16 protein-coding genes, 1 tRNA gene and 2 pseudogenes are annotated in these 17,757 nt (G+C 61.6%); 16 read left to right on the plus strand and 3 right to left on the minus strand.

All coding sequences use genetic code 11. From position 1 onward, the window contains the following. Positions 1-48 precede the first annotated feature (48 nt). From IM543_21635 to IM543_21695, 13 genes and pseudogenes are all read left to right on the plus strand, one after another. Entirely contained in the window at positions 49-468 is a 420-nt protein-coding gene (locus tag IM543_21635) for a response regulator (GenBank protein QOY94071.1), read from the plus strand. Between the two features lie 231 nt (positions 469-699). Continuing rightward, the gene (gene trxA / locus IM543_21640) at positions 700-1,026 is read left to right on the plus strand and encodes a thioredoxin TrxA (protein ID QOY94072.1); all 327 of its coding nucleotides are present in this window, start codon (positions 700-702) and stop codon (positions 1,024-1,026) included. A 151-nt stretch (positions 1,027-1,177) separates the two neighbouring features. Then, entirely contained in the window at positions 1,178-2,440 is a 1,263-nt protein-coding gene (gene rho / locus IM543_21645) for a transcription termination factor Rho (GenBank protein QOY94073.1), read from the plus strand. Positions 2,441-2,641: 201 nt separating this feature from the next. After that, positions 2,642-2,911: a type B 50S ribosomal protein L31 gene (locus tag IM543_21650; GenBank protein ID QOY94074.1), complete on the plus strand. Its 270-nt coding sequence runs from the start codon at positions 2,642-2,644 to the stop codon at positions 2,909-2,911. A 127-nt stretch (positions 2,912-3,038) separates the two neighbouring features. Continuing rightward, entirely contained in the window at positions 3,039-4,760 is a 1,722-nt protein-coding gene (locus tag IM543_21655; protein ID QOY94075.1) for a glycosyltransferase, read from the plus strand. Between the two features lie 238 nt (positions 4,761-4,998). After that, positions 4,999-5,466 (plus strand): hypothetical protein, encoded by a 468-nt coding sequence (locus IM543_21660; GenBank protein ID QOY94076.1) that lies wholly within the window; start codon positions 4,999-5,001, stop codon positions 5,464-5,466. Positions 5,467-5,605: 139 nt separating this feature from the next. Further along, a tRNA-Leu gene (locus tag IM543_21665) sits at positions 5,606-5,690 on the plus strand. Positions 5,691-5,859: 169 nt separating this feature from the next. Continuing rightward, positions 5,860-6,654 (plus strand): annotated as a pseudogene (locus tag IM543_21670) (site-specific integrase). A gap of 24 nt (positions 6,655-6,678) precedes the next feature. Further along, positions 6,679-6,924: a hypothetical protein gene (locus IM543_21675; GenBank protein QOY94077.1), complete on the plus strand. Its 246-nt coding sequence runs from the start codon at positions 6,679-6,681 to the stop codon at positions 6,922-6,924. Positions 6,925-7,236: 312 nt separating this feature from the next. Next, positions 7,237-7,809 carry a hypothetical protein gene (locus IM543_21680; protein ID QOY94078.1) on the plus strand — a complete coding sequence of 191 codons (573 nt, stop codon included), beginning with the start codon at positions 7,237-7,239 and terminating at the stop codon, positions 7,807-7,809. Between the two features lie 130 nt (positions 7,810-7,939). Next, complete coding sequence (locus IM543_21685; GenBank protein ID QOY94079.1) at positions 7,940-8,260, plus strand: hypothetical protein; 321 nt, start codon at positions 7,940-7,942, stop codon at positions 8,258-8,260. Further along, positions 8,257-9,234, plus strand: coding sequence for an IS481 family transposase (locus tag IM543_21690; GenBank protein ID QOY94080.1), 978 nt, complete (start codon positions 8,257-8,259; stop codon positions 9,232-9,234). Before IM543_21685 ends, IM543_21690 begins: the two co-directional genes overlap by 4 nt. A 362-nt stretch (positions 9,235-9,596) precedes the next feature. Further along, the gene (locus IM543_21695; GenBank protein QOY94081.1) at positions 9,597-10,157 is read left to right on the plus strand and encodes a PEP-CTERM sorting domain-containing protein; all 561 of its coding nucleotides are present in this window, start codon (positions 9,597-9,599) and stop codon (positions 10,155-10,157) included. 62 nt (positions 10,158-10,219) lie between these two features. Here IM543_21695 and IM543_21700 read toward each other — a convergent pair whose 3' ends face one another. Both IM543_21700 and IM543_21705 read right to left on the minus strand, forming a co-directional pair. Further along, complete coding sequence (locus IM543_21700; GenBank protein QOY94082.1) at positions 10,220-10,753, minus strand: DUF1353 domain-containing protein; 534 nt, start codon at positions 10,751-10,753, stop codon at positions 10,220-10,222. A gap of 99 nt (positions 10,754-10,852) precedes the next feature. Continuing rightward, a complete protein-coding gene (locus IM543_21705; GenBank protein QOY94083.1) occupies positions 10,853-11,215 on the minus strand; it encodes a glucosaminidase domain-containing protein in 363 nt (120 codons plus the stop codon). Between the two features lie 54 nt (positions 11,216-11,269). Here IM543_21705 and IM543_21710 point away from each other — a divergent pair. After that, positions 11,270-12,356, plus strand: a pseudogene (locus tag IM543_21710) (IS3 family transposase). A 634-nt stretch (positions 12,357-12,990) separates the two neighbouring features. Further along, positions 12,991-13,200 (plus strand): cold-shock protein, encoded by a 210-nt coding sequence (locus tag IM543_21715; protein QOY94084.1) that lies wholly within the window; start codon positions 12,991-12,993, stop codon positions 13,198-13,200. Between the two features lie 200 nt (positions 13,201-13,400). On the opposite strand, the gene IM543_21720 is transcribed toward IM543_21715, so the two are convergent. After that, entirely contained in the window at positions 13,401-14,168 is a 768-nt protein-coding gene (locus IM543_21720; protein QOY94085.1) for a transporter substrate-binding domain-containing protein, read from the minus strand. 235 nt (positions 14,169-14,403) lie between these two features. Between IM543_21720 and IM543_21725 the strand changes: the two genes are divergently transcribed. Beyond that, positions 14,404-17,739 (plus strand): PAS domain S-box protein, encoded by a 3,336-nt coding sequence (locus IM543_21725; GenBank protein ID QOY94086.1) that lies wholly within the window; start codon positions 14,404-14,406, stop codon positions 17,737-17,739. Positions 17,740-17,757 lie beyond the last annotated feature (18 nt).

Genomic DNA, 17,757 nt, shown 5'->3' on the forward strand with positions numbered 1-17,757 from the left:
GAAACTTCTTCATAATGGCCTCCTTCGACCCGATCTTGACCAGCCTGCATGAAGCCCCCTTCCTCGCCCGCACCGCAGGCCGCGCCCCGGCGCGTGCTGCTGCTCGACGATGACCGCTTCATGCTCGCGGTGCTGCGCGACATGTTCGACATGCTCGACAAGGGTGGCGGCGGCGGCCCCTTCGACGTTCACGCCGAGGACGACGCGCGGCGCGCACTGGTGGCCCTGCCGCGCCATGCGCCCGAGCTGCTGGTCTGCGACCTGGCGATGCCCGACATGGACGGCATCGAGTTCCTGCAGGCCGCGGCCGACCAGGGCTTCAACGGCCGGGTGATTCTAGTGACGGGCATGGAAGACGGCGTGCGCGATGCGGCCAGCGAGCTGGCACGCGCCCTCGGCTTGCAGGTGGCGGGCGCCTTCCGCAAGCCGCTGGCGATCGAGCAGCTGCGGCGCGCGGTGCAATGTTGAGATTTTGTACAAAGCGACCCACACTTTCTGAAAAAATGGGGTATTATTCGGCACATCCCCGCCTGACACCTCCTAGCCGCCTTTCCATATTGAATTTTGCACGCAGTGCCTCCACCATTGTGTAGCAGCTAGTTATTCAATTAGCAGTACGCGGAACGCGGCCAGGACTACGCAGGTTTGGCACTACTGGCCACAGGCGTTAATTGATCCTTACCTCTTTTGAGGAACATAATGAGCGAAAACATTAAACACATCACCGATGCAAGCTTCGATGCCGAAGTGCTCAAGTCCGAGCTCCCGGTCCTGGTCGATTTCTGGGCTGAGTGGTGCGGCCCGTGCAAGATGATTGCACCGATTCTGGAAGAAGTTGCCCAGCAGTACGCAGGCAAGCTGGTGGTGGCCAAGGTCGACGTCGACGCCAACCAGGCCGTCCCGGCCCAGTTCGGCATCCGCGGCATCCCGACCCTGATCCTGTTCAAGAATGGCGCTGCCGCTGCACAGAAAGTCGGCGCCATGGCCAAGGGCCAGCTGGTTCAGTTTATCGACAGCAATATCTGATACTGTTACCATAGGCGACGGCAGCGCGCCCGCGCTGCCGTCATGTCGTGAAGCGAACCGGCTCCGGTGCTTCCCGCTTCGCAGTTTTTAAATTTAACCTCGTAGTTCCCTCCCCTACCATACTTTCCCGTCACGGGACACCCACACAAACATGCATTTATCTGAACTGAAGGCAATGCACGTCTCCGCGCTGCTGGAGATGGCCATCGGCCTCGACATCGACAACGCAGCCCGCCTGCGCAAACAGGAACTGATGTTCGCGATCCTGAAGAAGCGCGCCAAGCAGGGCGAACAGATCTTCGGCGACGGCGCCCTCGAAGTCCTGCCGGACGGCTTCGGCTTCCTGCGCTCGCCGGACGCCAGCTACATGGCCTCGACCGACGACATCTACATCTCGCCGTCGCAGATCCGCCGGTTCAACTTGCATACGGGTGACTCGATCGAAGGCGAAGTGCGTACGCCGAAGGACGGCGAGCGCTACTTCGCGCTGGTGAAGGTGGACAAGGTCAACGGCGAGTCGCCGGAAGCCTCGAAGCACCGCATCCTGTTCGAAAACCTGACGCCGCTGCACCCGAACGAACCGCTGCGCCTCGAGCGCGACATGAACGGCGCCGAGAACATCACCGGCCGTATCGTCGACCTGATCTCGCCGATCGGCAAGGGCCAGCGCGGCCTGCTGGTGGCCTCGCCGAAGTCGGGCAAGTCGGTCATGCTGCAGCACATCGCGCACGCGATCACCGCCAACCACCCGGACGTGACCCTGATCGTCCTCTTGATCGACGAGCGTCCGGAAGAAGTGACCGAGATGCAGCGATCGGTGCGCGGCGAAGTGGTCGCCTCGACCTTCGACGAACCGGCCACCCGCCACGTGCAGGTCGCCGAGATGGTGCTGGAAAAGGCCAAGCGCCTGGTCGAGATGAAGAAGGATGTCGTGATCCTGCTGGACTCGATCACCCGCCTGGCGCGTGCCTACAACACCGTGATCCCGGCTTCGGGCAAGGTGCTGACCGGCGGTGTCGACGCCAACGCCCTGCAGCGTCCGAAGCGTTTCTTCGGCGCCGCGCGTAACGTCGAGGAAGGCGGCTCGCTGACCATCGTCGCCACCGCCCTGATCGAGACCGGTTCGCGCATGGACGACGTGATCTACGAGGAATTCAAGGGCACCGGCAACATGGAAGTGCACCTCGAGCGCCGCCTGGCCGAGAAGCGCGTCTACCCGGCGATCAACCTGAACAAGTCGGGCACCCGCCGCGAAGAACTGCTGATCAAGCCGGACCAGCTGCAGAAGATCTGGATCCTGCGCAAGCTGCTGTACTCGATGGACGAGATCGAGGCGATGGAGTTCATCCTCGACAAGATGCGCGCGACCAAGAACAATGTCGAATTCTTTGACATGATGCGCCGCGGCGGCTAAGCCGTCGCAGCCTGTTGCGCGATGAGGCGGCCTGCGGGTCGCCTTTTTCTTTGGCGCAGCTGCAAGCGCCTTGCCTGCGGACCTGAACCACCCTATAATCTCCGGTTCAGTCCAACCCTGGCAAGTGATCGGCAATCGGGTCAAGAAGCAAGTCGACCGACGAAGTGCCGTTTGGCTACCAACTATATCGAAAGCACAATCATGAAGACCGATACCCATCCGGATTACCGCGAAGTCCTGTTCCACGACGTGTCCTGCGACTTCAAGTTCATCACCCGTTCGACCATCAACACCCGCGAAACCGCTACCTACGAAGGTAAGGAATACCCGCTGGTGAAGATCGAAGTCTCGGCTGAATCGCACCCGTTCTACACCGGCAAGCACAAGATCGTCGACACCGCTGGCCGCGTCGAGAAGTTCCGCCAGAAGTTCGGTTCGGTCGGTTCGAAGACCTCGGTCGCCAACGGCTAATTCGCCCAGGCACCACGCAAGCTCCCGGGCGACAAGGCCCGGAGTTGCCAGAAAAGAAGCCGGTTCTCCGGCTTCTTTTTTTTTCGCGGCTATACTACGCGACTATTCTTTCCCGCTTCACTGAACGATGAAACCCGTCCGCCTTCCCGCTGCCGCCACCCTGGCACTGCCCCGCTGGGCCCTGCTCGCGCTGGGCATGCTGTACATTTTGCCGGGCCTGATCGGCCGTCACCCGTGGAAGGAAGACGCCGGCCCCTTCGGCATCATGTGGACCATGGCGCATGGCGGCCTGGACGACTGGCTGTACCCGAACATCGCCGGCCTGGCCGCCGCCGAGGAAGGGCCGCTGGCCTTCTGGCTCGGCGCCATCTGCATCAAGCTGTTCGGCTGGATCCTGGGCGACGTGCTGGCCGCGCGCGTCTCGACCATCGGCATTTTTGTTACCGGCGCGATGTCGCTCTGGTACACCGCCTTCCACCTGGGCCGGCGCGCCGAAGCGCAGCCGCTGCGCCTGGCCTTCGGCGGCCAGCCCGAACCCGACGACTACGGCCGTACGCTGGGCGATACCGCGGTCCTGATTTACCTGGGCTGCCTCGGCCTGCTGGTACAGAGCCACCTGACCCTGGCCGCCACCCTGCAGGGCGCCCTGCTCGCCTATTTCCTGTACCGCGCGGTGCGCTACGTCGAAACCTCCTCGACCCGCAACGCGGTGCTGGTCGGGCTGTCGCTGGGGCTGCTTTCGCTCACGCGCGGCATCCTGGCGCCGGCGGCGCTGGTGCTGGCGCTGTATGCCTGCACCCGCTACCTGAAGCTGGCCACCCGCGACACCTTGCGCCACCTGGCGATCGCGGCCGGTGTCGGATTTCTTATCACCCTGGTCTGGATCGTGCCGGCCGCCCTGCTGCGCCCCTACGGCCTGTCGCCGGTCGGCGAATGGCTGGACTGGAACGCCGGCCAGGTCGGCCTGCCGACCCTGGCATCGCTGAAGGACTTCCTCCGCATCGGCGTCTGGTTCTTCTGGCCGGCCTGGCCCTTCGCCCTGTGGGCGATCTGGGCCTGGCGCCGCCAGCAGCACCTGCTGCACATCGTGATGCCGGTCATGTTCTTCGTCGCCCTGACGCTGCTGCTGCTGTGCGACCCCGCGCTCGAGAACGGCGACTTCCTCAAGATGCTGGCGCCGCTGGCGCTGATGGCCGCCTTCGGCCTGCCCACCATGAAGCGCGGCGCGATCAATGCGATCGACTGGTTCTCGGTGATGGTGCTGACCATCCTGGGCGCGCTCATCTGGCTGTTCTGGATCGCCAAGCTCACCGGCTGGCCGGCCCAGCTGGCCAAGAACGCACTCAAGCTGGTGCCGGGCTTCAAGCCGGAAGTCGGCATCGTCGCCTTCCTGGTGGCGGCCGCCGCCAGCATCGGCTGGATCATGCTGGTCCACTGGCGCCTGTCGCGCCAGCCCTCGGTGCTGTGGCGCGCGGTGGTGCTGTCCTCTAGCGGGCTGATCCTGGTGTGGGTGCTCTTGATGACCCTGTTCCTGCCGGACCTGAACTACAGCAAGAGCTACGCCACCGTAGCCCAGCAGATCGCGGCGCGCCTGCCGGCCGACGCCGACTGCATCGAGACCAACCTGGGCCCGGCCCAGCGCGCCTCGATCGCCTATTTCGGCCGCCTGCCCTTCGTCAGCCTGGCCGGCGGGCGCTGCCAGTACGTCCTGCTGCGCGACAGCATCCGCAGCCGCGACGACAGCGCGCTGGCGCGCCGCTACGGGCTGCGCGGCGCCGAAGTGCTGTGGGAAGGCCGGCGCGCCTCCGACCGCGACGAACGCTTCCGCCTGTTCCGGCGCCCGCGCTGACACCCCTCCCCACCAACAAGCCGCCGGCCGCCACCGGCGGCTTTTGTTTTTCCTGGCATGATTCCTGCATGTTTTTCACCAGTGCGCGGCACACCAGCGCGAATATGAGAATCTATGACTGCAAGGCGGTGCGTTTGATGGGAGTCAACTGAGCCGTGGGGCCGGTCGTCACAATAAAACAGGTCGTTTTTTGTTGGCACACAGGCTCGACCGATCAAGCAGCGCTGGAGGAGATACCATGAAAAGCGTTACCTTTTCGGAAATCGTACGGATTCGCGAACGGCCGTATTTTCTACGCCGTCCCGCCACCTGGCGCCAGCTGTTTCCCTGGGTCCTCACGGTGGCGGTCGGCCTGCCGCTGCTGATGTTGGCGCTGCATGCCATCGACCCGGGCACCCCGCTGCCCTACATCGTGCTGCCGGCCCTGGCCGGCGGGCTACTGCCGGTCGCCATGGTGGGGCCGGGACGCTTCGAGATGCGCACCCGCTTCGATTCGCACTACATGATCGGCACCCTCGACGAAGCCCTGGTCTCGCTCGGCTACCGTCGCATGGCATCCGACCCCGACCGCATCAGCTATTTCCGTCCACAGCCCTGGCTGCGCGGCCGCGAGGGTGCCATCGAAGTGGCGGTGCATCCGCACACGCTGCAGGTCGTCGGCCCGGTCGGCAGCCTGCGCCTGCTGCAACAACGTATTTCCTGCTGATCCAGGCGGTGCTTGCCCGTCGCGCCGGACGGTTCCGGTGGGGCCTTGCGAGCTGCGCAGGTCGGGCCGTTTCCGCGTCTTTTGTCGTGATACTGGTCAGCTCCGCAATCCATGTGCTAAGATGCGCGCCTGCTATTGGGCCTCTGTGGCGGAATTGGTAGACGCACTTGACTCAAAATCAAGCGCCGAAAGGCGTGCCGGTTCGATTCCGGCCGGAGGCACCAACTACACCCAACGCAGCACACCGCTTTTACCCGCTTCCTAAGTGAATTCAACGACTTAGGGAGCGCGGCGTGCTAGAAGGCTCCCGACACTTTCCCGCTTTATCTCCCACTCATCACGCACGTTTTACGCAATAATTACGCACGAAACTACTCAGCAGGAGTTTAGAGCGTGGCTTCATATGCAAAGAGGACAACTGGCTGGCGCGTCCAGATTGCAATCTAGGGTGTCCGCGAATCAAGAATATTTTCCACGAAGGCTGAAGCAGTTGCATGGGCCACTGCACGCGAGGGAGATATCCGCTCCGGCAAGGCCATCAGCGGCTCAACCGTCAACCGCGAACTCAATTTGTTGTCGAACGTTTTTACAGTCGCGGCAAAGGAATGGAAGTGGATCGCTGCCAGCCCGACGACGAATGTCCGCCGACCAAAGGAATCTGAACCGCGCGACCGGCTGTACACCGACGACGAAATCGAGCGCATCTGCTTTGCTTTAGGTTTCGACTTAGGAGACGAGATGCTGGCCGAGACAGTCAGCCAACGGGTTGCCGTGGCGTTTCTGTTCGCAATCGAGACAGCGATGCGCGCTGGCGAGATCTGCGGACTTCTCCCACGCGACGTGGCTGGCCGCGTGGCCACGCTGACTGAGGCCAAGAATGGCACCAGGCGGAAAGTCCCGCTGACCAAGCGCGCGATGGAGCTGCTCGAGCTACTGCCATCAGCGCAGGATGGTGCCAGCATATTTGCTCTCTCAACCAAATCGCTCGATACGTTATTCCGCAAGGCCAAGACGCGGGCCGGAATCGAGGACGCTACGTTTCACGACTCACGCCACTTGGCCATCACCACGCTGGCAAAGAAACTGCATGTCCTCGACCTAGCACGCATGGTCGGGCACCGTGACCTGAAGCAGTTGCAAGCGTATTACAATGAGACTGCCGAAGAGATTGCTACCCGGCTAGACTAAGGTGCCCCCCTACATAGGACAGCTATGACCACCTTCAAAGGAAAAATCGACATCGAGGCAGTTGACATACCCACTATGGCAAATATGTCAGACGATGAGTTTAGACAGTTTGTTAAGGGCGATGGCCTGTTTTGGATTGATCACCATGACATCTTGAGGTCGACGCCGGCAGAGTACCCGCTCGCTACTCGCAAGTCGCAACTGGATATCCTGATCGAGACACTGACAGAATACCGAGATCGTATGAGGGACGAGAACTCCTACAGATGATCACGCCAATGATGCATTGGTATCTTCCCTATAGGAGGCAGAGCTCCCTCACCTAACCAACGCTGAAAGCTACGCCGAATATGGAAGACCTTCTTGCGATTGCACGTCGCCAAATCGATATCTTCATTGACGTCCAGATGAATGACGAGCTTCCAAATGAGTTTGCACAGGTACGACGTTCTGCGAACGAGGTTGGCTTTATTCACTCTAGCCGCTACATTCTTACCCTCGACGCCGTTTGCGCACAGCTAATCACACGCCGGGGGAGCGGGTATCTGGGAAATTCTGCATCGCTGCGTTACGACAGGAAGAGTGGATTATTCTCCAGACTTGGCTGAAAAGTTGAAGCTCTTCAGTACTCCATACCTCAGGGGCACGGCTGGAGGGCTTACTGAACGTGCTGCCAGAGAAAGCCGTATCGGTGTTCAGGCAAGAGACTCCGAGGCTGCACGCGTCCGTGCTGTTGCAACGCTTGAGGCTGAGATCGAATTATTTTGCGCAGTACTTTCAAGGGCACCGCAACCTGCTCAGTACCAACCTCCTCACGTCATCAATATTCCTGGCTCAAGCGTGGCCGACCTTCAAACAGGGAATCATTCCTCCGCGACCCTGACAAACGTCTCAGTTTCAAGCCAGCACTCTGATGTCGCAGCCGCGGTGGCCGCGCTAAAGGCCGAACTTCATGCAGCTGATGTTGAGGGCGCGCCGATCTTTTTAGTTCAAGAGGCTGAAGCTGAACTTACAAAAGTGGCCCCTCAGAGATCGCGATTGAAAGGATTTGTAGATGCGATTGGGAGTTGCGCTAGCGGAGCAATCAACGTTGGAACAAAGCTCCCGGACGCGGTTGAGGGGGCGAAGCGCGCGATCGAGATATTACCGTTTTGATCCTATGCGCCTAGGAGCAGATATATCTTAAGCTTGGGAAGCCGTAGCGAAAACCGCTCAACCATGCGCGCTACTGCGCCTTCTCTGCTCCACAAAATCCTAGCTCTTGCCTTCGCAAACGGTAGTATCCGTGCGGATCAAAATCCGTTTGTGGAGCAGTACAAGCACGTTCATCGAGATACAACAGCATCCCACCATCGAATTTGACCCGGCCGTCGGCCAGGCCGAACGTGGCTTGGTACACTACTTTAGCGACCGGTGCGACCCGTTCAAGTCGATGCTGCCGCTGCTGATCGAAGGTGCCGGCCATGAGGCTAAGTGTTCAGTATCGTGCGATCATATTCCTCGCCGTAGCTGGCCTTTGTTTCGTGCAAAAGCTATGCTGGGCGACTTGATTGCTGGGTTCAGCAGTCCCGGCATTCAATCGCACCAGGAGCAGTTGGCAGCATGAGTTCACGCATTCATCCACAGGCCCGTACCACACCGAAGATCCGCCAGGAGATCAAGGATTCGGGCCTGTCTTCCAGAGAAGCTGCCAAGGTTTTCAACATCACGCGAGCCACTGCACAGAAGTGGCTTGGACGCGATGACGTACACGATCGCTCGCACCGCGCTCACACACTGCATACAACCTTGAGCCAGGCCCAGGAAGCCATTGTTCTGTCTCTGCGCCAGTCACTCTACCTGCCGCTCGACGATCTTCTGTTCATTACCAAGCAGTACATCAATCCGGCCGTCTCGCGCGCGGGCATTGCGCGCCTGCTAAAGCGTGAAGGCATGTCGCGCCTGACGGACTTGATTGCGACGGCAGAGGGAGAGAAGATCACGCCGAAGAAGACCTTCAAGGACTACGAACCCGGCTTCATCCACATCGATATCAAGTACCTGCCGCAGATGCCGGACGAGACCTCACGCCGCTATCTGTTCGTCGCTATCGATCGCGCCACGCGCTGGGTCTTCATGCACATCTACAGCGACATGACGGAGAAAAGTAGCGTCGATTTTCTGCGCCGTTTGAAGTTGGCTTCGCCGATCAAGATCAGCAAAATCCTGACCGACAACGGCTCGCAATTCACCGACCGTTTCACCACCAAGGACAAGAAGCCCAGCGGCAAACACGCATTCGACGTCGCCTGCGCAGCCCTGCCTGCAGAACATCGCCTGGCGCCGCCACGCCATCCGCAAACCAATGGCATGGTCGAGCGCTTCAACGGGCGCATCAACGAATTGCTGCAGCAGACCCGTTTCGATAGCCGGGCCGATCTGCAGGCCACTTTGCTGAACTATCTGAAGCTGTACAACCACCACATTCCACAACGCGCCATCGGCAGTAAAACCCCCATCCTCGCTCTCAAGGAATGGCAACAAAAGCGGCCGGAGTTATTCGTTAAACGCGTTTATGATCAAACGGGACTCGACAGCTAAGCGCGTGTTCATGGTTGAGTCACCACTAGCAAGATTGTTGACTACACGATCGAGCATACTCGGCATCCGGACTTTGCGGACCGGATCGTGGTTGACGAGAAGTATCAGGAGCTTTTCGATGCGGTGAAGCGCGCTATTGCGGGCGGCAGTCGAGATCGATCGAATCGAGTACGCTGCGATCGAGGCGACGATGAAAGCCGTTAAGGCGAAAACTTTGCATGTGAAGACCGCTTAGTTGCCGCTTACTGTCGGAAAAGTTTACATTAAGAAACTCCCCATTATGCAAGCCGTTGAAAATAAACTACTATTCCCCTTGGCACACAAGTTGCTAAGTTTGCTGGACCAACACTATTGGATCCACAATGAAAAACGCCAGTAAGTACCGTATGTTTTTGAAAGCACTTACGTTTTCGACCGCATTAATTGCAGCAAGTGCCAGCGCTGCGCCCATCCTAATCTACGAAGGTGGAGTCCTGACCGGAGCTACAGCTATTGTTATCGACAATAAAAGCTTTAATGTCGACTTTCTGTCAGGCCCCTGTAGCTTTGCGCTACGTTGTGACAACGTGGGATTTTCCTTTAAAGACGAGCAATCAGCGTTGAAGGCTGCAAGCGCTCTCGCAACCCAAGTTTTTGCCGGCTCGGAATTTAATCCGGTGATTCCGGGATGCGAATTCGGAGGCGACTGCTGGTTCGCTACCCCATATTTGCTTTCAGGCGACAAAGTCTATGCTGCAGGATTTCATAACGCTGTCAACATGCCTGACAGGATCGAACTAATGGATTTTGGTACCCGTACCAAGCTTGACAACGTCACATTCGCAAGATGGTCGAAGGAAGCGAGTATTCCTGAACCAAGCTCAATCGCGCTGATTGGTTTTGCAATGGCAGGCCTAGGTTTTGCTCGTCGCCGCAAGTTATAGGTTGTAATCGCCGGATCGGCGTGCACTTTGACCTGGCGCAAGCGCAGTAGTCGCCGTGCTAGCTACCATTCCCCAATGCATACCCGATCCGACCGCATGACCGCGTTACACGTCGACCTGGCCATCAGTCTGGCCGGATCGCCTGGCGTTGCGGCCGGCACCGGCGAACTATTCCAGCTCGGGCTCCGATCGAGCTTGCCCACCAGGTGCTGCTCAGGCCTGGCGAGCGGCACGGTGCGGTAGCGGCTTCCGCCGCGCACCCGCACCGCCCAAAACATAGGCCAGCGTCGCCAGGCTGAGACCCCGCACACTTCCATGGCCTCAAGGAGGATCGCGTCCGCCACCTCGCGCGGCACCGCGCCGCCGCTGTACAGGAAGTCGTGCACCACTGCCGCAGCCTGGCCCACACCGGCGAACAGCCAGTAGGCGAGCGGCCAGCGCGGCACGCTGGCAAAGTCGGTGATGAACCCGTTGGGCACCAGGATCATCCGGTCGAACTTCGCCGAGTAGAAGGCCAGCAGCGCGGTGAGCTGCCAGTGCTCGTCATCGATCTGCTCGACCGACAGCTGCGTGTGAAACCGGGCCGGCGCCTTCATTTCACCGCCGCGCCCGGAGCCGGGTACTGGTATGAGGCCTTGACGGTCAAGCCGGAGCAGCCGGCGAGAGCAGCCAGTAGGGCGAGTGCGATCAGCTTTTTATGCGGCCTCCAGGGTGTCGAAACGGGTCAGGTTGCGGGCGTTCATGGTGGCGATCAGCTTGTCGCTGTACGCCGGATCGGTAGCATAGCCAGCGGCGTGCACCGCGCGAGCCCAGCCGGCGCCGGTCTTCTCGGCCCAGCACTTGCTGTAGCGCGGGTTGTCGCGGAAAAACTTGGCTCGGTCGAGGATGCACGCGTCCCAGGTCGGGTACACGCGCCACTTGGCGACCACCTTAATGGACTTGCCGCGCACGACTTCGGTCGTCAGCATGTCGAGCGTCTCGCCCTTCCAGGCGCGATCAGCCTTCACGCCGAACAGGTTGCGCCCGCGGCTGGCCAGCTTGGACGGTAATCCCCACACAAAAAGAGCGCGTTCAGAAGTAGAATTTTCTACTTAAGATACAGAAAGCTCTACATGAAGACGTCCCGCTTTACCGACAGCCAGATCATCGCCATTCTGAAGCAAGCCGAAGCCGGCAGCCCTGTCCCGGAGCTGTGCCGCGAGCACGGCATCAGCAACGCCACGTTCTACAAGTGGCGCGCCAAGTATGGCGGGATGGACGCGTCGCTCATGGCTCGCATGAAGGAACTCGAGGATGAGAACCGGCGCCTGAAGAAGATGTATGCCGAGGAGCGTCTGAAGGCCGAAATTGTCGGGGAGGCGCTAACAAAAAAATGGTAGCGCCATCTCAGCGGCGAGAGATGGCGCAGTGGGCCGTGGCACAGCGGTCAGCCACGATTAACCTGGCGTGCCGGGCGTTTGGCATCAGCCATACCTCCTACCGGTACAAGGCCAATCTGGACGCGGAAAATAGCGTCATCGCTGATTGGCTGGTACGGCTGACGAACAACCAGCGCAACTGGGGCTTTGGGCTGTGCTTCCTGTACCTGCGCAACGTCAAAGACTTCAAATGGAACCACAAAAGGGGTTACCGGATTTACCGTGAGCTCGAGCTGAATCTGCGAATCAAGCCGCGCCATCGTCTGGTACGCGAGAAGCCGTTGCCGTTGGCCGTGCCGACTGCGATCAACCAAAGCTGGTCGATGGGCTTCATGCATGACCAGCTTGCCGACGGGCGCAGCATCCGCCTGTTCAATGTCATCGATGATTTCAATCGGGAAGGCCTGGGAATCGAGGTCGATTTCTCGCTGCCATCCGAGCGCGTCATCAGATCACTGGACCGTATTATCGAATGGCGCGGCAAACCGAATGCGATTCGCTGCGACAACGGCCCCGAGTACATCAGCGCCGTGACCTTGGCCTGGGCCGCCAGACGCGGCATCCGCATCGATTTCATCCAGCCAGGCCAGCCTCAGCAAAATGCCTACGTCGAGCGTTACAACACGACCGTGCGCTACGATTGGCTGGCGCATCACCTCTTTGAACGCTCGACGAAATCCAGGAATTTGCCACTCGCTGGCTGTGGACCTACAATCACGACCGGCCCAACATGGCAATAGGTGGCATCACACCAAAACAGAAACTTGCCCTTGCCGCTTAACCTCTACTTTTGGCGTGCTCTAAAAATGGAGGGATTACCGAACCACTTAGCTGAATCACACTGTTGTCCTGGCTCGAAACCCGCCTATCTGCTACAGAGAGCGGGTTTTTTGCTATCTCCCCTTCGCTTCATCTCGCTTGGTCCGGTCGCGACCAAGGCTTTTCTTGTCGATTTTCCTTACATCCGAACCGCATACGGTCTCCATGGGGAACACGCGACTGCGACAGAGACTGTTGCAAGACGATGCAAACGGGTTCAGAACGGAATGGCGGGCAGGTATGGGGGCCAGCGTGGCGCGAACGAAGACGTCCATCCGCTGTTTTGTCTTGGTTGCCTGTATGACTTTCATTCCGCGAGACTCGCTTGAGTGGGTTTCCATATTCCAATAATCTTTCCCTCCATTTACGGCAGCGGCGCCCGGAATGCACGCGCGTAAAATTAAATCCGAAATGATTAGGACAATGGGCGAAAGACCTGTATCTTCTACCTGGCACTACATCAAGTCGTTGTTATTGTTGGTCTTTCTTTCCCGTCTTGCCTTTCGGCAGTCCCGTTTGATTTCCTCCCGTTACTCCTTCTCTTGGTCGATTGTGCGCCTCGGGCAATTTTGCCTATGCAAACAAAAGGAATTCACATGACTACTCAAACTGGCACCGTAAAATGGTTCAACGATGCGAAAGGCTTCGGCTTTATCACGCCTGATGCAGGCGGCGGCGACTTGTTCGCCCATTTCCAGGATATTCAATCGCAAGGTTTTAAAAGCCTGGCGGAAAACCAGCGCGTTTCCTTCGTTCGCTCGACCGGACCCAAGGGCGAAAAAGCCGGAAACATCTGCGCCATCTAATCGGCGTACCTGATCTGCGGCGCGCACCACGCAGATAGCGTGGGCGAGGCCGCAGCGCAAAAGCCGCGATGGAGAATGCCGTTCAGTGCAGACTGAGCGGCATTTTTTGTTTGCGGAGCCGGCATCGTGCAGCCATCGGTCGGCGCCGACGTGGCTCTTTTTGCCGAGCCCGGCCATACCGCGATCGCCAGTATGCCTCCTCAAGGCAGCCGGATCGGCTGCCCCCAGTCCTCGTAGCCGCGTTCGATACGGCGTCCAGTGCCGTCGCGTGCGATGGTGTCGAAGGCGGCATTCAGGCGGGTGACCACCGCATCCGGAACGCCCGGGTTACAGGCCAGGTACAGTTCGATGCGCTTGAATACCAGCAGGGGCACGATCTTCTTGTCGTAGCCGTAGCGGGACAGGATGGTGCTGCCGCTGCGCAGGCTGGCCGCCCAAAGGTCGATACGGTCGAGCAGCAGCTTGCCGGCATTGGCCAGGTCTTCGTTGGCGGCGTCGACCCGGAATCCGCGCCCCCGCAGGTAGGCGTCGCGGGCGTCGCCGTTGTAGGTGCCGATGCGCAGGCCGCGGGCATCGTCGAGGCTGCGCAACTTCAGCCTGCTGTCGGCGCGCCCCATCATGACCCACTCGCCGACGTCGGTCGGCCCAACCCACTTGAACAGCCCTTCCCGCTCGGGCGTGCGCGAGGTCGAATAGACACAGGCATCCGGCCGCTGTTGCGCCGCCAGGTAGGCGCGCTTCCACGGCAGCAATTCGATGCGGTAGTCGACTCCGGCACGCTGCATTGCCTCACGCACCTTGTCGGTGGCGATGCCGATCACGCGCGCCCCATCCAGCATGCTCGACGGTGCCGAGGTTTCGGTGGTGAGATACAAGCGCGGCCGGACTGCGGGCACCGCGTCCACGGCGGCATGGGCCGCAGCACTGAGCACACCGAGTGCCATCGCAAGATACTTTTTTAACAACATTTCTATCGGGCCGAATGGGTGTGTGCGTGTTGATGAATGCAGGTTAGCACTACCAAGTTTTTTTCGGCAACGCATGTAATGACGCACGCCGCCCGGGGTGGCGCAAGTGCGACACATTACCGTGTCAAACGCGGATCATGCCGGATCACAACAAGACTTTCCTACGTGAAAATGCGATACTGCCCAGACCTTTTTCGGGCGCTTTTCATTGCCCAGTTCATCGCAAAAGTCGCCCATGCTGCAATTATTTTCCGTTCCGGACGATCCATCGCTGCTCACATTCGGCGCTTATGAACCGCGCTTTGTGTTGCTTTCGGTCCTGATCGCCATCTTCTCTTCGTGGATGGGCCTGCAGATCGCCGGCCAGGCGGCTGCCAGCCGCAGCCACCGCGCCCTCGTTCTCGCCAGCGGCAGCCTTGCCCTCGGGGCCGGCGTCTGGGCCATGCACTTCATCGGCATGCTGGCGTTCAACCTTTGCACGCCCATCACCTACGACCCGCTGGTCACCCTGCTGTCGGCGCTGCCCAGCATCGGCGCCTCGGCGGTGGCGCTGGCGCTGATCTCGCGCCAGCGCCTCGGTCCGGCCGGGCTGCTGGTGGGCGGCATCGTGGTCGGCGCCGGCATCGGCGCCATGCATTACTCGGGCATGGCCGGCATGCAGATGCGCCTGGAGTTGCGCTACGATCCGGCCATGTTCGCCCTGTCGATCGTGGTCGCTGTGGTGCTGGCCACGCTGGCGCTCGGCGTGCGCTTCGGCCTGTCGCGCTTCAAGTCGCTGCGCGAATCGCAGCGCCTGCTGCTGGCCGCAAGCGTCATGGGCTGCGCCATCGCCGGCATGCACTACACCGGCATGGCCGCCGCGCGCTTCGTCGGCCAGGTGCCGGCAGGCGCCGCAGGTGCGCCCATCGACACCGCGAGCAGCTCGTTCCTGGCGATCGCGATTTCGCTGACCACCGTCGCCTTCACCGGCCTGGTGATGGCCGCCAACGGCCTGCTGCGCTACCGCCAGATGTTCATCGACCTGCGCCGCAGCGAAGCCTGGATGCGCGCCCTGCTCACCACCACGGTGGATGGCGTGATCACCATCGCCCGCGACGGCACCATCAGCGAATTCAACGCCTCGGCCGAGCGTATCTTCGGCTGGGAGCGGCACGAGATCGTCGGCCGCAGCGCCAGCCTCCTGATCGCCGACGACGACGCGGCCTCGCACGACGGCCTGCTGGGTCTCATGCTCGACGGCTACACCAGCGCGATGTCCGGCAGCAGCGAGATCATGGGCAAGCGCAAGGACGGCAGCCTGGTACCGATTCGCCGCGCGATCGGCCACGCGCGCCTGGACAAGCAGGATCTGTTCGTCTGCTTCATCACCGACATCAGCGAGCGCCGCGCCATCATGCAGGCGCTGCATGCCAGCGAGGCCCAGTTTCGCTCCCTGATCGGCAACATCCCCGGTGTCTCCTTCCGCTGCATGCTCGGGGGCGACTGGCCGATGGTCTTCATCAGCGACGCCGTCGAACGCGTCACCGGCTATCCGGCGGCGGATTTCATCGGCGAGCGGCCGCGCCGCCTGTTCGGCACGCTGATCCATGCGACCGACCGCGTGCTGGTGAACGAGGAACTGGAGGCGGCGCTGCGCGAGAACCGCCCCTACCTGGTCGAATATCGCCTGCTGCACGCCGACGGCAGTGTGCGCTGGCTGTGGGAAAACGGCAGCGGCGTGCGCGATGACCAGGGCAAGATGAGCTGGCTCGACGGCGTCATCCTCGACATCACGGAACGCCGCCAGATGGAAGACGCGCTGCGCGAGGCGAAGGACAAGGCCGAACAGGCTGCCGCCGCGCGCGCCACGTTTGTGGCCAACATGAGCCACGAGATCCGCACGCCGATGAATGCGATCCTGGGCTTCACCGACGTGCTGCTCGACGGTGAGCTGAACAAGGAACAGCGGCGCCACCTGGATACCGTCCGCAACGCCGGCCGCTCGCTGCTGCGCCTGCTCAACGAGATCCTCGACACCGCCAAGCTGGAAAAAGGCGCGGTGGAGCTGGAGCAGAACGACTACAACCTGCTCTCGCTGATCGACGAACTGTCCTCGACCCTGGCCCCGAATGCGCGCGCCAAGGGGCTGCACCTCGACATCCACTATGACCCGGCGCTGCCGACCGGCCTGCGCGGCGACGAACTGCGGGTGCGCCAGGTGCTGACCAACCTGATCGACAACGCGATCAAGTTCACGCCGCAGGGTAGCGTCACGCTGCGCGTCGGTGCGGAGGGTGACCAGCTGTGCATCGCCGTCAGCGACACCGGCATCGGCATCGCTCCCGAGCGCCTGCAGGCGATCTTCGACCCGTTCACCCAGGCCGACGCCTCGATGACGCGCCGCTTCGGCGGCACCGGGCTGGGCACCACGATCAGCAAGCAGCTGGTCGAGCTGATGGGCGGGAAGATCTGGGCCGAGAGCGAGCTTGGCCAGGGCACCACGTTCCACGTGCGCCTGCCGCTGGTGCTGGCGCGCTTCGCCAGCCAAGCGCCGCGCGTGCGCAGCGCGGCCGTGCTGCCGCCGCTGCGCGTGCTGGCCGCCGACGACGTGCCGCAGAACCTGGAACTGCTGCAGCTCCTGATGGCGCGCCGCGGGCATACGCTCACGGCCGTGGCGGACGGCGCGGCGGTGCTGGCGCAGGCCACCAGCGGCGAGTTCGACCTGGTGCTGATGGACTTCCAGATGCCGACCCTCGACGGTCTCTCGGCCACCCGCGCGATCCGCGCGCACGAAGCCGCGACGGGCCGGCGCCGCACGCCGGTGATCGCCATGACCGCCAGCGTGCTGGCCGAGCACCGCCGCGCCAGCGTCGAAGTGGGCATGGACGGTTTCGCCACCAAGCCGGTGGACTGGTTCACGCTGTCGCACGAGATCGCACGCGTGCTGGGCCTGGACCAGCAGCAGGCCCAGTCGAATGCGGACCTGGCCGTGCTGCCGGCGCCGCCGCGCGCGGTGCTGAACCGCCGCGCCGGCCTGCACCGCTGGGCCGACAAGGCCGACGTCTACGCCGAGGCGCTCGATCATTTCGGCCGCCAGTACGCCGACCTCGGCGCCACGCTGCAGATGCACGCGGCGGGCGGCTCGCACCAGGCGCTGCGCATGCTCGCGCACAAGGTGCGCGGCGTCGCTGCCAATGTCGGCCTGGAACAGCTGTCGGACGCGCTGTCCAGGCTCGAGCAGGCCACCAATGCCGTGCCGACCGACGAACGCGACGCCGCCCTGGCGCTGGAATCCTCGACCTCCGCCCTGGCCGAGGCGCTGGCCGCGATCCATGCCGGCAGCCCGCAGCCGACGGTGGCGCCTGAAGCCGCCCCGCATGACCTGGCGCGCGCCCGCCGCGCCGGCGGCGTGCTGCTGCAGGCCCTGCGCCGCGGCGCCCTCGACGACGCCGCGCTGGCAGGCCTGGCGGCCGCGCTGGCCGGCCATCCGGTGGCGCCGCGCGTGGCCCAGATCCAGGCCGCGATCGGCGACTTCGAATTCGACTCCGCCCTGGAACAGCTGGAAGCCGTGATGGCCACGCTGGGGGAATAACGTTTTTCTGGATTGATC

Origin of the sequence: Massilia sp. UMI-21, assembly GCA_015277795.1 — a bacterium.
Lineage (GTDB): Bacteria > Pseudomonadota > Gammaproteobacteria > Burkholderiales > Burkholderiaceae_D > Telluria.

What these genes read in the sequence shown, in the direction of transcription:
- IM543_21635 (QOY94071.1), top strand. Translation starts at nt 49, where the DNA reads ATGAAGCCCCCTTCCTCGCCCGCACCGCAGGCCGCGCCCCGGCGCGTG.
- trxA (QOY94072.1), top strand. Translation starts at nt 700, where the DNA reads ATGAGCGAAAACATTAAACACATCACCGATGCAAGCTTCGATGCCGAA.
- rho (QOY94073.1), top strand. Translation starts at nt 1,178, where the DNA reads ATGCATTTATCTGAACTGAAGGCAATGCACGTCTCCGCGCTGCTGGAG.
- IM543_21650 (QOY94074.1), top strand. Translation starts at nt 2,642, where the DNA reads ATGAAGACCGATACCCATCCGGATTACCGCGAAGTCCTGTTCCACGAC.
- IM543_21655 (QOY94075.1), top strand. Translation starts at nt 3,039, where the DNA reads ATGAAACCCGTCCGCCTTCCCGCTGCCGCCACCCTGGCACTGCCCCGC.
- IM543_21660 (QOY94076.1), top strand. Translation starts at nt 4,999, where the DNA reads ATGAAAAGCGTTACCTTTTCGGAAATCGTACGGATTCGCGAACGGCCG.
- IM543_21675 (QOY94077.1), top strand. Translation starts at nt 6,679, where the DNA reads ATGACCACCTTCAAAGGAAAAATCGACATCGAGGCAGTTGACATACCC.
- IM543_21690 (QOY94080.1), top strand. Translation starts at nt 8,257, where the DNA reads ATGAGTTCACGCATTCATCCACAGGCCCGTACCACACCGAAGATCCGC.
- IM543_21695 (QOY94081.1), top strand. Translation starts at nt 9,597, where the DNA reads ATGAAAAACGCCAGTAAGTACCGTATGTTTTTGAAAGCACTTACGTTT.
- IM543_21700 (QOY94082.1), bottom strand. Translation starts at nt 10,753, where the DNA reads ATGAAGGCGCCGGCCCGGTTTCACACGCAGCTGTCGGTCGAGCAGATC.
- IM543_21715 (QOY94084.1), top strand. Translation starts at nt 12,991, where the DNA reads ATGACTACTCAAACTGGCACCGTAAAATGGTTCAACGATGCGAAAGGC.
- IM543_21720 (QOY94085.1), bottom strand. Translation starts at nt 14,168, where the DNA reads ATGTTGTTAAAAAAGTATCTTGCGATGGCACTCGGTGTGCTCAGTGCT.
- IM543_21725 (QOY94086.1), top strand. Translation starts at nt 14,404, where the DNA reads ATGCTGCAATTATTTTCCGTTCCGGACGATCCATCGCTGCTCACATTC.